This window comes from Sulfitobacter albidus, assembly GCF_018200035.1.
GTDB classification, from domain to species: Bacteria; Pseudomonadota; Alphaproteobacteria; order Rhodobacterales; family Rhodobacteraceae; genus Sulfitobacter; species Sulfitobacter albidus.
The window spans coordinates 1,807,731-1,823,135 of the sequence record NZ_CP073581.1 but is presented as its reverse complement, the minus strand read 5'-3'; the positions used below and the strand labels follow the sequence as shown (position 1 = coordinate 1,823,135).

Annotated in this window: 13 protein-coding genes and 3 pseudogenes; 15 read left to right on the top strand and 1 reads right to left on the bottom strand. The window is 65.6% G+C overall.

Annotated features, from left to right (window positions below; genetic code table 11):
* The first annotated feature begins 40 nt into the window (after window positions 1–40).
* Window positions 41–1,122: pseudogene (gene mraY, locus KDD17_RS08740) on the top strand (phospho-N-acetylmuramoyl-pentapeptide-transferase).
* 94 nt (window positions 1,123–1,216) lie between these two features.
* Window positions 1,217–2,617 (top strand): UDP-N-acetylmuramoyl-L-alanine--D-glutamate ligase, encoded by a 1,401-nt coding sequence (murD, locus tag KDD17_RS08735; protein WP_212703324.1) that lies wholly within the window; start codon window positions 1,217–1,219, stop codon window positions 2,615–2,617.
* Window positions 2,618–2,632: 15 nt separating this feature from the next.
* On the opposite strand, the gene KDD17_RS08730 is transcribed toward murD, so the two are convergent.
* Window positions 2,633–3,796, bottom strand: coding sequence for a BaiN/RdsA family NAD(P)/FAD-dependent oxidoreductase (locus tag KDD17_RS08730; protein ID WP_212706192.1), 1,164 nt, complete (start codon window positions 3,794–3,796; stop codon window positions 2,633–2,635).
* Window positions 3,797–3,910: 114 nt separating this feature from the next.
* Here KDD17_RS08730 and KDD17_RS08725 point away from each other — a divergent pair, with 114 nt between their 5' ends.
* From KDD17_RS08725 to ftsZ, 13 genes and pseudogenes are all read left to right on the top strand, one after another.
* Window positions 3,911–4,435, top strand: a complete 525-nt coding sequence (locus tag KDD17_RS08725; protein ID WP_212703323.1) for a peroxiredoxin-like family protein — start codon at window positions 3,911–3,913, stop codon at window positions 4,433–4,435.
* A 115-nt stretch (window positions 4,436–4,550) separates the two neighbouring features.
* Window positions 4,551–5,717, top strand: coding sequence for a putative lipid II flippase FtsW (gene ftsW / locus KDD17_RS08720; RefSeq protein WP_212703322.1), 1,167 nt, complete (start codon window positions 4,551–4,553; stop codon window positions 5,715–5,717).
* Window positions 5,714–6,847 carry a UDP-N-acetylglucosamine--N-acetylmuramyl-(pentapeptide) pyrophosphoryl-undecaprenol N-acetylglucosamine transferase gene (locus tag KDD17_RS08715; RefSeq protein WP_212703321.1) on the top strand — a complete coding sequence of 378 codons (1,134 nt, stop codon included), beginning with the start codon at window positions 5,714–5,716 and terminating at the stop codon, window positions 6,845–6,847. The genes ftsW and KDD17_RS08715 overlap by 4 nt, the downstream gene beginning before the upstream one ends.
* The gene (gene murC, locus KDD17_RS08710; RefSeq protein ID WP_212703320.1) at window positions 6,844–8,259 is read left to right on the top strand and encodes a UDP-N-acetylmuramate--L-alanine ligase; all 1,416 of its coding nucleotides are present in this window, start codon (window positions 6,844–6,846) and stop codon (window positions 8,257–8,259) included. Before KDD17_RS08715 ends, murC begins: the two co-directional genes overlap by 4 nt.
* The gene (locus KDD17_RS08705; RefSeq protein WP_212703319.1) at window positions 8,256–8,507 is read left to right on the top strand and encodes a hypothetical protein; all 252 of its coding nucleotides are present in this window, start codon (window positions 8,256–8,258) and stop codon (window positions 8,505–8,507) included. The genes murC and KDD17_RS08705 overlap by 4 nt, the downstream gene beginning before the upstream one ends.
* Entirely contained in the window at window positions 8,504–8,755 is a 252-nt protein-coding gene (locus KDD17_RS08700) for a DUF2484 family protein (protein WP_212703318.1), read from the top strand. The genes KDD17_RS08705 and KDD17_RS08700 overlap by 4 nt, the downstream gene beginning before the upstream one ends.
* Complete coding sequence (locus tag KDD17_RS08695) at window positions 8,752–9,012, top strand: DUF2484 family protein (protein ID WP_212703317.1); 261 nt, start codon at window positions 8,752–8,754, stop codon at window positions 9,010–9,012. Before KDD17_RS08700 ends, KDD17_RS08695 begins: the two co-directional genes overlap by 4 nt.
* A gap of 5 nt (window positions 9,013–9,017) precedes the next feature.
* Window positions 9,018–9,290, top strand: a complete 273-nt coding sequence (locus KDD17_RS08690) for a hypothetical protein (RefSeq protein WP_212703316.1) — start codon at window positions 9,018–9,020, stop codon at window positions 9,288–9,290.
* Window positions 9,287–10,203, top strand: a pseudogene (murB, locus tag KDD17_RS08685) (UDP-N-acetylmuramate dehydrogenase). The gene KDD17_RS08690 and the pseudogene murB overlap by 4 nt, the downstream one beginning before the upstream one ends.
* 124 nt (window positions 10,204–10,327) lie before the next feature.
* Window positions 10,328–11,208: pseudogene (locus tag KDD17_RS08680) on the top strand (D-alanine--D-alanine ligase).
* Window positions 11,196–12,092, top strand: coding sequence for a cell division protein FtsQ/DivIB (locus KDD17_RS08675; protein WP_212703315.1), 897 nt, complete (start codon window positions 11,196–11,198; stop codon window positions 12,090–12,092). The pseudogene KDD17_RS08680 and the gene KDD17_RS08675 overlap by 13 nt, the downstream one beginning before the upstream one ends.
* Window positions 12,085–13,419 carry a cell division protein FtsA gene (ftsA, locus tag KDD17_RS08670; RefSeq protein ID WP_212703314.1) on the top strand — a complete coding sequence of 445 codons (1,335 nt, stop codon included), beginning with the start codon at window positions 12,085–12,087 and terminating at the stop codon, window positions 13,417–13,419. Before KDD17_RS08675 ends, ftsA begins: the two co-directional genes overlap by 8 nt.
* 171 nt (window positions 13,420–13,590) lie before the next feature.
* On the top strand, window positions 13,591–15,270 hold the full coding sequence (ftsZ, locus tag KDD17_RS08665; RefSeq protein ID WP_212703313.1) for a cell division protein FtsZ: 1,680 nt from the start codon (window positions 13,591–13,593) through the stop codon (window positions 15,268–15,270).
* Window positions 15,271–15,405 lie beyond the last annotated feature (135 nt).

Here is a 15,405-nt window from a genome sequence, read left to right as displayed (position 1 = left end):
ATCTCGTATCTGGGCGCGGGGGCGGTATGAAGGACGATGTATGCTGTATTGGTTGACCCTGCTGTCGGATGGCGGCGATTTCTTTAACCTGTTTCGCTACATTACCTTCCGGGCGGGCGGCGCGTTTTTTACGGCGCTGATCTTTGGCTTTCTCTTTGGTCGCCCGCTGATCGCGGTGCTGCGCCGCCGTCAGGGCCGTGGCCAACCCATCCGCGACGACGGCCCGAGGGGCATTTTGCCAAGGCGGGCACGCCGACGATGGGTGGTTTGCTGATCGTGGGGGCGCTGTTGACGTCAACGCTGTTCTGGGCGCGGCTCGACAATCCGTTCGTGTGGATCGTGTTGTTTGTCACGATGAGCTTTGCCGCCATCGGGTTTGCCGATGACTACGCCAAGGTCAGCAAGCAGACCAGCGCCGGGGTTTCGTCGAAGATGCGGCTTTTGCTGGGGTTTCTCATCGCCGGGATCGCGGGCTATGCGTCGGCGGTCTATCACCCCGCCGAGTTGCAAAATCAGCTGGCGATGCCGGTGTTCAAGGATACGCTGCTGAACCTTGGCTATTTCTTCGTGCCCTTCGCGATGATCGTCATCGTGGGGGCGGCCAATGCGGTGAACCTGACGGACGGGCTGGACGGGCTGGCGATCATGCCGGTGATGATTGCCGCGGGGACATTGGGCGTGATCGCCTATGCCGTGGGGCGGGTCGATTTCACCGACTACCTGGATGTGCACTACGTTCCCGGCACCGGCGAGATCCTGGTGTTTACTGCGGGCATCTTCGGCGGGGGCTTGGGCTTTTTGTGGTACAATGCGCCCCCTGCGGCGGTGTTCATGGGGGATACGGGATCACTGGCGCTGGGCGGCGCGCTGGGCGCGATTGCAGTGGCGACCAAGCATGAATTGGTCCTGGGCATCGTGGGCGGTTTGTTCGTGGTCGAGGCGCTGAGCGTCATCATCCAGGTCCTCTATTTCAAACGCACGGGCAAGCGGGTGTTCCTGATGGCGCCGATCCACCACCACTATGAGAAAAAGGGCTGGGCCGAGCCGCAGATCGTGATCCGGTTCTGGATCATCTCGCTGATCCTCGCGTTGATCGGGCTTGCCACGCTGAAGGTGCGCTGATGGCGGCGTGGCGCGGCAAAGTTTGCCCGCAAACTTTGGGCCCAAATCTTCGTCGAAGATTTGCGAGCGCGCGGGTTGTGACGGAGCGCGCCCCATGATCCCGGTGCAGGGGCTGACGGGCGCGCGGGTGGCGGTTCTGGGGCTGGGCCGCTCGGGTCTGGCGGCCGCGCGGGCGTTGCGCGCGGGCGGGGCGCAGGCGTTGGTGTGGGACGACAACCCGGAGGCACGAGCGCGGGCCGAAGACGAAGGATTTGCCACGCGCGCGCTGCTGCGGGTCGGTGCGTTCGATGATATCGCGCGGCTGGTGGTCAGCCCCGGCATCCCGCATCTCTACCCCCGGCCCAATCCGGTGATCGCCGCAGCCCTGCGCGCGGGGGTGCCGGTAGACAATGACATCGGGCTGTTCTTTCAATCCTTCGCCACGCCCGACTGGGCGATGTTCGACACAGCACCACGGGTCATTGCCGTCACCGGCAGCAACGGGAAATCGACGACCTCGGCGCTGATCCACCACATTCTTGAACACGCGGGCCGCGATGCGCAGCTGGCGGGCAATATCGGGCGCGGGGTGCTGGATATCGATCCGCCCGTGTCGGGCGGTGTGGTGGTGCTGGAGCTGTCGTCCTACCAGACCGAACTGGCGCGCAGTCTGACGCCGGACATTGCGGTGTTCACCAATCTCAGCCCCGATCATCTGGACCGCCACGCCGGCATGGGCGGCTATTTCGCGGCCAAGCGTCGGCTGTTTGCCGAGGGCGGGCCGGATCGCGCGGTGATTGGCGTGGACGAGGATGAGGGGCTGTTTCTGGCCGGGCAACTCAGCGAGGGGCGCGGCGATGATCGCGTCATCCGTGTGAGCGTCGCGGGCAAGCTCGGCGGGCCGGGCTGGAACGTCGTGGCGCGCAAGGGCTTTCTGAGCGAGACGCGCGGCGGCAAGCAGGCGGCGTCGATTGATCTGCGCGGCGTCGCGGGCCTGCCGGGCGCGCATAACCATCAAAACGCGTGTTGCGCCTATGCGGCGTGCCGCAGCCTTGGCCTTGCGCCGCGTGTGATCGAGGCGGCGTTCCACAGCTTTGGCGGTTTGCCGCACCGCAGCCAGCTGATCGGAGAGCGCGACGGCGTGCGGTTCGTCAACGACAGCAAGGCCACGAATGTGGACGCGGCGGCCAAGGCGCTGAGCGCGTTCGACAATATCCGCTGGATTTGCGGCGGGTTGGAGAAGGAGGGCGGTCTGGACGGGCTGGCGGCGGCCAGTGGTTCGGTGCGCAAGGCCTATGTGATCGGGCGCGAGGCGGCGGGTTTTGCAATGCAGCTGCGCCCTGAGGCGGAGGTTTGCACCACAATGCAGGCCGCCGTGGATCGCGCGGTGGCCGAGGCGGAGCCGGGCGATACGGTGCTGCTGGCGCCTGCGGCGGCGAGTTTTGACCAATACGACAGCTTCGAGGCGCGGGGCGACGACTTTGTGCGGCTCGTGCGGGCGCATCTGGATCGATAGGAGGGCGCGCTGCCCTCAGCCGTTCAGATCCGCCGCTGCCGCCATGGCAGATGACCACGCCCACTGGAAGTTGTAGCCGCCCAGCCAGCCGGTGACATCCACCGCCTCGCCAATGAAATAAAGCCCCGGCATATCCCGCGCGGCCATCGTGCGGGAGGACAGCGCATCCGTGTCCACGCCGCCCAGCGTGACCTCTGCCGTGCGGTAGCCTTCGGTGCCGCCGGGGGTCAGCTCCCATTGCCTCAGACCGTCGGCCAGCGCGGTGAGCCGCGCGTCGGACCAATCGGCCAGATTGCCGGACAGATCGAACAGCCCCGCGAGGTGATCGACCAGACGCGCGGGCAGATGGCGTGCAAGCTCGGTCGTCATGTTGCGCCGGCCCGCTGTCTGGCGCTGCGCGCGCAGCGCCTCCAGCATATCCGCAGGCAGAATGTCGAGCGTCACGGGCGCGCCTTCCTCCCAGTAGGAGGAGGCCTGCAGTACCGCGGGCCCCGACAGGCCGCGATGGGTGAACAGCAGCGCCTCTTCGAACGCGGTGCCGCCCGCCGCGACCCGCGCGGGCACGGAGACGCCGGAGATTTCGGCAAAGCGGCGATCGGGGAAGGTGAAGGGGACCAGCGCCGGGCGCGTGTCGGTCAGCGGCAGGCCGAACTGGCGCGCGATGTCGTAGGCGTAGCCAGTCGCGCCCATCTTGGGGATGGATTTGCCGCCCGTGGCGATCACCACGCGGCCTGCCCGCAGGCGCCGCCCGTCGGACAGTGTGAGCGCATAGCCGCCGGTATCGGCACGCAGATCCTCGACGCGGGTGTGCAGCGACAGCGCGACCCCGCGCGCCTGCATCAATCCGCGCAGCATGGCGATGATATCCTTGGCGGAGGTGTCGCAGAAAAGCTGACCCAGCGTCTTTTCGTGCCAGGGGATGCCGTGGGCGTCGACGAGGGCGATGAAATCCCACTGGGTATAGCGCGCGAGCGCGGATTTGGCGAAATGCGGGTTTTGCGACAGAAAGGCGCCGGGATCGCAGTACATATTCGTGAAATTGCAGCGCCCACCGCCCGAGATGCGGATTTTTTCGCCCGGCGCCTTGGCATGATCGACCACCAGTGTGCGGCCATCAAGATGGCCCGCGCACATCATGCCCGCAGCACCCGCACCGATGATGACCGTCTCAAACTCCATGTCCGCTGCGGTGCCCGAAGCGTGGCGCGCGGTCAAGCTATTGTGAAAAGAGTTGCGACACCGCGCCGCGCACCTATCTGCCCCGAAGACAGCAATGAAAAGGAGACGACCCTCATGTCTACACTCGCCGCAGGTAGCCAATTTCCGAAACTCGAGGTGCCCACGCTGGGCGGCGATACCGTCACGCTGGGTTTGCCCGCAGGCGGGCATGACTGGCAGCTAGTCGTGGTCTATCGCGGGCTGCACTGCCCGATCTGCAAGAATTACCTGAGCAAACTGCAGGAGATGGAGCCGACCTTCAACGACCTCGGCGTGGATGTGATCGCCGTTTCGGGCGACGGGCGCGATAAGGCGCAGGCGATGGCCACTGAGAAGGAGCTGAACCTGCGCATCGGCTATGATCTGAGCCTCGATCAGATGGCGCAGCTGGGGCTTTATATCTCCGATCCACGCAGCCCGCAGGAGACCGATCAGCCTTTCCCGGAGCCGGGTCTGTTTGTGGTCAATGCGGAGGGCGCGATCCAGATCCTCGACATCTCGAACGCGCCGTTTGCGCGCCCCGATCTTGAGATGATCGCGAACGGGATCAAATTCGTGCGCGCCAACGATTACCCCATCCGGGGCATGCACGCGGCCTGAGGGCACACCGGCGCGCAGGGCAGGGGCAAAACCCCTAGCCCTGCGGGCCGTTTCGCGCTACACTGGCGATCAGATCCCCGACCAAGGGGGCGAACAGGCAGTGTAAGGCAGATCCATGACAGAAATGGTCTATGGCGCGGTTCCCGTGGCGGACGGCGAACCGATCCTCCCCAAATGGTGGCGCACGCTCGATAAATGGGCGTTGTCGTGCATTCTGATGCTCTTTGCCGTTGGGCTGTTGCTGGGGCTCGCGGCCTCGCCTCCGCTGGCGGAAAAGAACGGGTTTGCCCCGTTTCACTATGTACAGCGACAGGCGTTTTTTGGCGGTCTGGCGATGATCGCCATGATGCTCACGTCGATGATGTCACCCACGGTGGTGCGGCGCCTGGCGGTTGTCGGGTTCCTTGTAGCCTTTGTCGCGCTGATGTTCCTGCCGTTCTTCGGCACGGATTTCGGCAAGGGGGCGACGCGCTGGTATTCGCTTGGCTTTGCCTCGGTACAGCCGTCTGAATTCCTCAAGCCCGGATTTGTCGTCGTGGCCGCCTGGATGATGGCCGCGAACCTTGAGATCAACGGCCCGCCGGGCAAGGCGTGGTCGTTCGGGCTGTGCCTGACGATCGTGCTGATGCTGGCGTTGCAGCCCGATTTCGGACAGGCGTGCCTGGTGCTGTTTGGCTGGGGCGTGATGTATTTCGTGGCCGGTGCGCCGATGGTGCTGCTGGTGGGCATGGCCTGCATGGTCGTGATCGCGGGCACCGTGGCCTATTCCAATTCCGAACACTTTGCCCGCCGCATCGACGGGTTTCTGAGCGCCGATGTCGATCCCACCACGCAGCTGGGCTATGCCACCAACGCGATCCGCGAGGGCGGGTTGTTTGGCGTGGGCGTTGGCGAAGGCGAGGTGAAATGGTCACTGCCCGATGCCCACACCGATTTCATCATCGCGGTGGCCGCTGAAGAATACGGGCTGGTGCTGGTGCTGTGCATCATCGCGCTTTACGCCACGGTTGTCGTGCGCTCGCTGATGCGGCTGATGCGCGAGCGCGATCCGTTCATTCGCCTCGCGGGCACGGGGCTGGCGTGCATGTTCGCGGTGCAGGCGATGATCAACATGGGCGTGGCCGTGCGGCTGCTGCCCGCCAAGGGCATGACGCTGCCGTTCGTCAGCTACGGCGGCAGTTCGGTGATCGCGAGCGGCATCGCGCTGGGCATGTTGCTGGCGTTTACGCGCACGCGCCCGCAGGGTGAGATTTCGGCCCTTCTGTCGCGGGGACGGGGATGAGCAATCCGCGGCCCCTTTTGGTAATTGCCGCAGGCGGCACGGGTGGGCACATGTTCCCCGCGCAGGCGCTGGCCGAGGTGATGCTGGCGCGCGGCTGGCGGGTGAAGCTCTCGACCGACGCCCGTGGTGCGCGCTACACCGGCAACTTTCCCGATGCCGTGCAGATCGAGCAGGTGCCGAGCGCCACCTTTGCGCGCGGTGGCGTGTTGGCAAAGGCGCTGGTGCCGTTTCGGATTGCGGGCGGGACGCTCAAGGCCGCGATGCAGATGATGATGGACCGGCCCCGCGCGGTAATCGGGTTTGGCGGCTACCCGTCGATCCCGGCGCTGGGAGCGGCGGTGCTGTTGCGCCTGCCGCGCATGATCCACGAACAAAACGGCGTGCTGGGCCGGGTGAACACGCTGTTCGCTACGCGCGTCGATGGGGTGGCCTGCGGCATCTGGCCGACGCAACTGCCCGAGGGCACCGAGGCGGGCCATGTCGGCAACCCCGTGCGCGCCGCCGTGCTGGAGCGTCAGGGCGCGGGCTATATCGCGCCGGGCGATTACCCGATGGAGCTGTTGGTGATGGGCGGCAGCCAGGGCGCGCGGATCCTCAGCGATGTGGTGCCGCCGGCGATTGCCAATCTGCCGATGGAGATGCTCAAAAACATCCGCGTGAGCCATCAGGCCCGCGACGAGGACGCCGAGCGGGTGTCGACATTCTATGCCGAAAACGGGATCGCGGCGGATGTGCAGCCGTTCTTTGACGATGTGCCGCGCCGGATGTCCGAGGCACAGCTGGTGATCTCGCGCTCGGGCGCCTCGACGATTGCGGATCTGACGGTGATCGGGCGTCCGTCGATCCTGATCCCCTTTGCCGCCGCCGCCGGTGACCATCAGACCGCCAACGCGCGCGGGTTGGTCGAGGCCGAGGCCGCCATCCTGATATCAGAAGCGTCGGCCAACCCCGACACGCTGTCCGAACACATCCACATGATCCTGTCCAACCCGGCGGCCGCCACGCAGATGTCGCTGGCCGCACTTGGCCAGGGCAAACCCGAAGCCGCCGAAACCCTCGCCGATCTGGTCGAGGGGTTGGGCCTGCCGCAAGATCCGCAAGATCCGCAAGACCAAGGAGAGACGCCATGAACGCCGCCACCAAACTGCCCCTCGACGTGGGCGCCATTCATTTTGTTGGCATTGGCGGCATCGGCATGTCGGGCATCGCCGAAGTGCTGCTCAACCACGGCTATCAGGTGCAGGGGTCCGATCTGAAATCCACGCCAATCACGCAGCGGCTGGCGGAGCTGGGCGCCACGATATTCGAGGGGCAGGCGGCGCAGAATATCGAGCACGCGCAGGTCGTCGTGATCTCCTCCGCGATCAAACCGGGCAATCCCGAACTGGACGCCGCGCGCGAGCGGGGTCTGCCGGTGGTGCGCCGGGCCGAGATGCTGGCAGAGCTGATGCGCCTGAAATCCAACGTGGCCGTGGCGGGGACGCACGGCAAGACGACCACGACCACCATGGTCGCGGCCCTGCTGGACGGCGGCAAATTCGATCCCACGGTCATCAACGGCGGGATCATCCACGCCTACGGCTCGAACGCGCGCAAGGGCGAGGGCGAGTGGATGGTCGTCGAGGCCGATGAGAGCGACGGCACGTTCAACCGTCTGCCCGCGACCATCGCCATCGTGACCAACATCGACCCAGAGCATATGGATCACTGGGGCACGATCGAGAACCTGCGCCGGGGCTTTCTGGAATTCACCTCCAACATCCCGTTCTACGGCGTCGCGGTGTGCTGCACCGACAACGCCGAGGTGCAAAGCCTCGTGGGCAAGATCACCGACCGCCGCGTCATCACCTACGGGTTCAACGCGCAGGCGGACGTGCGTGCGGTGGGGCTGCACTACAAGGGCGGCGTGGCGCATTTCGACATTCACCTGCAGGCCGAGGAGATCGTGATCGAGGGCTGCACGCTGCCGATGCCCGGCGATCACAACGTCTCGAACGCGCTGTCGGCGGTCGCCGTGGCGCGGCATCTGGGCATGAAGGGCGAGGAAATTCGCGCGGCACTGGCCTCTTTCGGCGGGGTGAACCGGCGCTTTACCCGCGTGGGCGAGGTCGACGGCGTGACGATCATCGACGACTACGGCCACCACCCCGTCGAGATTGCCGCGGTGCTCAAGGCCGCGCGTCACGCGACCGAGGGGCGGGTCATCGCGGTGCACCAGCCGCACCGGTATTCACGCCTTAGCCATCATTTCGACGAATTCTGTGCGTGTTTCAATGATTGTGATGTGGTGGGGATCGCCCCCGTCTACGGCGCCGGAGAGGATCCGATCCCCGGGGCGGACCGCGATGCCCTGGTTGCCGGGCTGATCCAGCACGGCCACCGCCACGCCCGTCGTGTCGCGGATGCGGAGGATCTGGCCCGGCTCGTCGCCGAACAGGCGCGGCCCGGCGATATGGTCGTCTGCCTCGGGGCCGGTACAATCAGCGCCTGGGCCAACGGCTTGCCCGATGCCCTGCGCGCCCTGAAAGGAGAAGCGGCATGACCGCCTTGATCTTGTCTTTTGTGGTTGGCCTGTTGGCCGGCACCGTCAATGCCCTCTATGCCAAGCCGATCTTGCTGGGGTGGCTGGCCGTCACCTGCGGCATCATTGGCCCGAAACTGTTGATGCCCGGCAGCACGATCCCCGGCGGGATGAGTGCTGCGGGCCTGATGGTGGCGTTGCCGCTGTGCGTGCTGATGGGCTGGCTTCTGGCGCTGAGCGTGACCCATCTGCGCAAGCGCGTCGCATGATGCTCTTGTTGCTCTGCATCGGCTGGGTGTTCGCCTCGGCCGGCGTGGCGATGCTGCCGATGCGGCGGCAATACGTGCCGGGTGTGGCGCTGCTGATCGCGGCCCCGGTGCTGATTGTCGCCATCGGGATGCAGATGGGCTGGATCTATGCCGCCCTCGGGCTGGCCGCATTCGTTTCAATGTTCCGCAACCCGCTGCGCTATATCGCGGCGCGGCTGCGCGGAGAGCACCCGGAGATCCCGCAATGACCCTTTCGCTGACGCTGGTCTGCCTCTGGGCCGTCACGGCCAATATCATCGCCATGACACCAAGCAAGGACTACCACTGGCGCAACGCCTATATCCTGATTGCGGTGGGCATCCCGATCCTGGGCTACACCGTGTTGCAGCACGGGCCCTGGGTGGGTCTTTTGGTGCTGGCGGCGGGCTGTTCGGTACTGCGCTGGCCGGTGATCTATCTGGGCCGCTGGCTGCGCCGGCGGGGCCGCAATTCGGTGGTGGAGTAAGCACGATGTATACAAGCCTCGCAATTGTTCTGTTTGTCTGGATGTTCGGCTGCGCCTACGCCGGATACGCCCGGCGGTTCGGGCTGTTCGCGGTTGTGGCGTTTGGGGGTATGGCCCTCAATACCGCGTGGATGGTGGTGGGTCTTGGGGCGCACCCGTTCGAGGGGGCGGCGATGTTCGCCCATGCGGCGGCGGTGTGCTATGCCTTCAGCGCACTGGCGCTGGGCTTCCTGATCGGGCGGCTGATGCGCGCGCTGCACGAAAGCCGCGTGGAATGAGCGACCTGCCGCAGGTGCGCGGCAAGCTGACGCCGCAGCGCGATCTGTCGGATCTGACGTGGCTGCGCGTGGGGGCCCCGCGGATTACCTGTTCCAGCCCGCCGATATCGCTGATCTGCAACACTTCCTGGCGCATCTGCCCGGTGATGTGGACGTGTTTCCCATGGGCGTCGGATCGAACCTGATCGTGCGCGACGGCGGGGTGCGCGCGGTGGTGATCCGGCTGGGCCGGGGGTTCAACCAGATTGATGTGAGGGAGGGCCAGGTGCTGGCCGGGGCGGCGGCACTCGACGCGCATGTGGCACGCAAATCTGCCGATGCGGGGCTGGATCTGGCGTTTCTGCGCACCATCCCCGGCAGCATCGGCGGGGCGGTACGCATGAACGCGGGCTGCTACGGCCGCTATACCGAGGATCATCTGATCGAAGTGCACGCCGTGCTGCGGGACGGATCGCGCGCCAGTTTCACCCGCGATCAGATGAATTTCCGCTACCGGCAAAGCGATCTGCCCGAGGGCGCCGTCATCACGCAGGCGTGGTTCGCCCCGCCCGAGGGCGACCCGGCGGATTTGCACGCCGCGATGCAGGATCAACTGGACAAGCGCGACGCGACCCAACCCACAAAGGACCGCAGCGCGGGCTCGACGTTCCGCAATCCGGCGGGCTTCAGCTCGACGGGCAGGGCGGACGATGTGCACGATCTCAAGGCGTGGAAGCTGATCGAAGAGGCGGGGATGAAGGGGGCCATGCGCGGTGGCGCGCAGATGTCGCCCAAACACGCCAATTTCCTGATCAACGCCGGCGGGGCCACTGCAGCAGACCTCGAAGGACTGGGCGAGGACGTGCGAAAAAAGGTTTACGATTCCCGCGGTATCACGCTAGAGTGGGAAATCATGCGCGTGGGCCAAAAATAATCGTTTCACGCCGGGGCAAAGCCGCGCAAAAGCGGCGCCAATAACAAGAATGGGCCGAAAAGGTCCGGGACATTGAAGGCACAAGGGTATGTCGAGCAGGACACACCCGACAGTGGCGGTAGTAATGGGCGGACCTTCGGCTGAGCGCGAAGTGTCCTTGTCAACTGGGCGCGCTTGCGCTGCGGCACTGCGGGAATACGGATACACCGATGTGATCGAGGTCGATGCGGGCCGCGATCTGCTGGACGTGCTGACGCGCGCCAAACCGGCCGCCGTGCTCAATTGCCTGCACGGGCGCTGGGGCGAGGACGGCTGCGTGCAGGGCCTGTTTGAATGGGCGGGCATCCCCTACACCCATTCGGGCGTGCGGGCGTCGGCCATCGCGATGGATAAACAACGCTCCAAGGATATTTTCCGCGCCGCCGGGCTGCCCGTGGTCGACAGCGTGATCGTCCCCGCCGAGCGGGTGCGCGCCGAGCATGTGATGCTGCCGCCCTATGTGGTCAAGCCCAACAATGAAGGCTCCTCCGTCGGCGTCTACCTTGTCGAGATCGAGAACAACGGCCCGCCGCAGCTGGGCCCCGAGATGCCCGATGAAGTGATGGTCGAGACCTTCGCGCCCGGGCGCGAGCTGACGACGACCGTTGTGGGCAACCGCGCCCTGACGGTCACGGATATTCTGACGACCGGCTGGTACGACTACGACGCGAAATACAAGGAAGGTGGATCGACCCATGTGATCCCCGCCGATGTCCCGCAGGACATCTTTGATCTGTGCCTCGACTACGCCCTGCGCGCGCACACTGCGCTGGGCTGCCGGGGGTGAGCCGCACCGATTTCCGCTGGGACGAGGCGCGAGGCACCGAAGGGTTGATCCTGCTGGAAACCAATACCCAGCCCGGCATGACCGGCACGTCGCTCACGCCCGAGCAGGCGCAGCACTGCGGCATATCGTTTCCTCAGCTGTGTCACTGGATGGTGGAGGATGCCTCATGCGATCGCTGATCCGCCGCGCCCCGCCCGCCAAATCTGATCCCGCGCCGTCGCGATGGGCCTGGCGCATCCAGCGCTGGATGCTGACGCCGGGTATTCGCTTTGCCCTGCGCGCAGGCGTGCCGTTTTGCCTGACGCTGGGGCTCGGCACGCTGTATCTGGGCCAGCCAGAGCGGCAGGCGGCCATTCAGGCCATGGTGGCCGACGCGCGCGCCAGCATCGAGACGCGGCCCGAATTCATGGTCAATCTGATGGCTATCGACGGCGCCAAGGATGAGCTTGCCAGCTATATCCGCGACAGCTTTCCGCTGGATTTCCCGGTGTCGAGCTTTGATCTGGACCTTGACGCGATGCGCGCGCAGATCTCGGGAATCTCGGCGGTAAAATCGGCCTCCGTCCGGATCAAGCCGGGCGGCGTGCTGCATGTGGATGTCACTCCCCGCCAGGCGGTGGCGCTGTGGCGCAGCGAGGCGGGGCTGACGCTGGTGGACGAGAGCGGCGTGCATGTGGCCATGGCCACCAGCCGCTATGCCCGGCCCGATCTGCCGCTGATCGCGGGTGAGGGGGCAAATGCCGCCGTGGCCGAGGCGCTGGATCTGATGGATGCGGCGGCGCCGCTGGGTGACCGGCTGCGCGGGCTGGTGCGCATGGGCGCGCGCCGCTGGGATGTGGTGCTGGACCGCGACCAGCGTATCCTGCTGCCCGAGGACGGTGCGCTGCGCGCGCTGGAGCGGGTGATCGCGCTGGAAAACGCGCCCGAGCTTCGGGTGCTGTCGCGCGATGTCACCACCGTCGACATGCGACTTTCCACGCGGCCAACGATCCGCATGACACAAATCGCCGCCGAGGAACGTGCGGCGAAACAGGCAGCTTTCAGGGCAAAAACAAATGAGTGATCTCTACAACAGTCAGCGCACCATGCGGCAGATGCGCAAATTGGCGATGCAGCGCGGGGTGGTTGCCATTCTCGACGTGGGCAGCTCGAAAATCGCGGCGCTGGTGCTGCGCTTTGACGGCTCGGGCAAGCTGGGTGAGGACGGGGAGATCGGATCGCTCGCAGGGCAGTCGGGCTTTCGGGTGATCGGGGCGGCCACGACACGCTCTCGCGGGGTGCGGTTCGGCGAAATCGCCGCGATGCAAGAGACGGAGCGCGCCATTCGCACCGCCCTTCAGGCCGCGCAAAAGATGGCGGGCATCCGCGTGGATCACGTGATCGCGTGTTTTGCGGGGGCGGAGCCGCGCTCCTACGGGCTCGATGCGGCGGTCACGCTGGAAGATCAGACCGTCAGCGAGGATGATGTGGCCCGCGTGCTGGCCTCCTGCGATGTGCCCGAATACGGCGAGGGGCGCGAGGTGCTGCACGCGCAGCCGGTGAATTTCTCGCTCGACCACCGCACCGGGCTGATCGACCCGCGCGGCCAGCTGGGCAATGAATTGAGCGTTGATCTGCACATGGTGACCGTCGATGCCGCCGCCGTGCAGCATCTGGCGTATTGCATCAAACGCTGCGATCTGGAACTCGCGGGCATCGCCAGCAGCGCCTACGTCTCCGGCATGTCGAGCCTTGTCGAGGACGAGCAGGAGCTTGGCGCCGCCTGCATCGATCTGGGCGGCGGGGCGACCAGCGTGTCGATCTTTATCAAGAAACACATGATCTACGCCGACAGCATCCGCATGGGCGGCGATCACGTCACCGGCGATATTTCGATGGGGCTGCAGGTGCCCACGGCCAACGCCGAACGGATCAAGACTTTCTACGGCGGGGTGCAGGCCACGGGCATGGACGACCGCGAGATGATCGAGATCGGCGGCGAGACCGGCGATTTCGAGCACGACCGCCGCACCGCTTCGCGCGCGGAGCTGATCGGCATCATGCGCCCGCGCGTCGAGGAAATTTTCGAAGAGGTCCGCGCCCGTCTGGACGCCGCAGGTTTCGACCATCTGCCCAGCCAGAAGATCGTGCTGACCGGAGGTGCCAGCCAGATCCCGGGCCTTGACGGGCTGGCGAGCAAGATCCTGGGCCAGCAGGTGCGGCTGGGGCGGCCGCTGCGCGTGCACGGTCTACCACAGGCGGCGACGGGGCCCAGCTTTTCCTCGGCCGTGGGTCTGGCGCTGCTGGCAGCGAATCCGCAGGACGAATGGTGGGACTTTGACATCCCCGCCGATCGCTATCCCGCGCGGTCGCTCAAACGGGCGGTGAAATGGTTTCGGGATAACTGGTAGACGCAAGATGCGGTGTGAGGGGCGAAATACCGGTGAAACCGGCAAAAAACTGCCCATATTTAGGGGTGAAAGAGGCTTTTTCACGTGACGATGGACGCGCAGACGTCTAGAATTAACGAAATATTGGGAAAATAGACCCGCGCGGTGCGGGCAAACACAGGCGGAATAGCGATGACCTTGAATCTTTCGATGCCGGGACAGGACGATCTTAAACCACGTATCACCGTGTTCGGTGTCGGCGGCGCGGGCGGCAATGCCGTCAACAACATGATCGAGAAAGAACTCGACGGGGTTGAGTTTGTCGTCGCCAATACGGACGCTCAGGCACTGCAGCAGGCGAAGTCTGACAACCGCGTGCAGCTGGGCATCAAGGTCACCGAAGGTCTGGGCGCGGGCGCGCGCGCCAGCGTCGGCGCCGCCGCCGCCGAGGAAAGCATTGAGCAGATCGTCGACCATCTGGCGGGCGCGCACATGTGTTTCATCACCGCCGGTATGGGCGGAGGCACCGGCACCGGGGCCGCACCGATCATCGCGCAGGCCGCGCGCGAGTTGGGCGTGCTGACCGTCGGCGTCGTGACCAAGCCCTTCCAGTTTGAGGGCGCCAAGCGCATGAAACAGGCCGAAGAGGGTGTCGAAGCCCTGCAAAAGGTCGTCGATACGCTGATCATCATTCCCAACCAGAACCTGTTCCGCATCGCGACAGAGAAAACCACATTCACCGAGGCGTTCAGCCTGGCCGATGACGTGCTTTATCAAGGGGTCAAAGGCGTGACCGACCTGATGGTGCGTCCGGGCCTCATCAACCTCGACTTTGCCGATGTGCGCGCCGTGATGGACGAGATGGGCAAGGCGATGATGGGCACCGGCGAGGCCGAGGGCGAGGATCGCGCGGTTCAGGCCGCCGAGAAGGCCATCGCGAACCCGCTTCTCGACGAAATCTCGCTGCGCGGCGCCAAGGGCGTGCTGATCAACATCACGGGCGGCGACGATCTGACCCTGTTCGAACTCGACGAGGCGGCCAACCGCATCCGCGAGGAAGTCGACCCCGAGGCGAATATCATCGTCGGCTCCACCATGGACGCGTCGCTGGGTGGCATGATGCGCGTCAGCGTTGTGGCCACCGGCATCGACGCGCTCGAGAAAACCGGCGATGTGCCGCTGCCGCGTCGTTCGATGTCGGCTCCGCTGGTGCACGAAGCGCGCGAGGAAGCGCCCGTCGAGGCACCGGCGCCAGCGCCTGCGCCGGTTGCCGCGCAGACCGAATACGAGGAAGAGGCCGAAGCGACGCCAAGCTTCTTTGACGAAGCACCCGCACGCCAGCAGACCCGCGCGGAAGAACAGCGCGACATGTTCTTTGAGCGTCGCGAGGCGCGCGCAGAGCAGCAGGCGGACGATCTGCCGCCCCCGGCCTACACGCACGAGGAGGCCGAAGCGCCCGAAGTCGAAGAAATCGAAGCGCAGCCCGAGGCCTTTGTCGCGCCCCGTGCGCCCACACCAGGCACCCCGTCGCCCGAAGCGATGGCGCGTCTGCGCGCTGCGGCACAGCGGGCCAATCCCGCGCCTGCGGCAGCACCTGCGCCCGCACCGCGTGCGGCCCAGCCGCAGCCCCAGCAACCCGCCGCGCAGGCAGGGCAGGGGGGTGAGCGCCCTCGCTTTGGCATCAACTCGCTGATCAACCGCATGACCGGTGCGCAGGAGGCCGAAGGTCAGGCGCGCCCCGTACCGCAGCCGCCCCGTCAGCAGCCGCCGATGCAGGCAACGCAGCAAGCGGCCCCTCAGCCGCGCCAGGAGCCCGATCCCGATCAGGAACGCATCGAAATCCCCGCGTTCCTGCGTCGCCAGGCAAATTAATCACACCGATCACGTGATGTTGAGAGCCGCCTTCGGGCGGCTCTTTCCGTTTCATATCAAAGGGTTGCAATAGGTATGGCAGGCATGCGCCCATTTGTGACAGACATGTTTCAGCCCGTAGCAATGATTGAATTG

Bases quoted from the DNA above. Each gene is read 5' to 3' on its own strand.
- murD (WP_212703324.1), top strand. From the start codon at position 1,217: ATGATCCCGGTGCAGGGGCTGACGGGCGCGCGGGTGGCGGTTCTGGGG.
- KDD17_RS08730 (WP_212706192.1), bottom strand. From the start codon at position 3,796: ATGGAGTTTGAGACGGTCATCATCGGTGCGGGTGCTGCGGGCATGATG.
- KDD17_RS08725 (WP_212703323.1), top strand. From the start codon at position 3,911: ATGTCTACACTCGCCGCAGGTAGCCAATTTCCGAAACTCGAGGTGCCC.
- ftsW (WP_212703322.1), top strand. From the start codon at position 4,551: ATGACAGAAATGGTCTATGGCGCGGTTCCCGTGGCGGACGGCGAACCG.
- KDD17_RS08715 (WP_212703321.1), top strand. From the start codon at position 5,714: ATGAGCAATCCGCGGCCCCTTTTGGTAATTGCCGCAGGCGGCACGGGT.
- murC (WP_212703320.1), top strand. From the start codon at position 6,844: ATGAACGCCGCCACCAAACTGCCCCTCGACGTGGGCGCCATTCATTTT.
- KDD17_RS08705 (WP_212703319.1), top strand. From the start codon at position 8,256: ATGACCGCCTTGATCTTGTCTTTTGTGGTTGGCCTGTTGGCCGGCACC.
- KDD17_RS08700 (WP_212703318.1), top strand. From the start codon at position 8,504: ATGATGCTCTTGTTGCTCTGCATCGGCTGGGTGTTCGCCTCGGCCGGC.
- KDD17_RS08695 (WP_212703317.1), top strand. From the start codon at position 8,752: ATGACCCTTTCGCTGACGCTGGTCTGCCTCTGGGCCGTCACGGCCAAT.
- KDD17_RS08690 (WP_212703316.1), top strand. From the start codon at position 9,018: ATGTATACAAGCCTCGCAATTGTTCTGTTTGTCTGGATGTTCGGCTGC.
- KDD17_RS08675 (WP_212703315.1), top strand. From the start codon at position 11,196: ATGCGATCGCTGATCCGCCGCGCCCCGCCCGCCAAATCTGATCCCGCG.
- ftsA (WP_212703314.1), top strand. From the start codon at position 12,085: ATGAGTGATCTCTACAACAGTCAGCGCACCATGCGGCAGATGCGCAAA.
- ftsZ (WP_212703313.1), top strand. From the start codon at position 13,591: ATGACCTTGAATCTTTCGATGCCGGGACAGGACGATCTTAAACCACGT.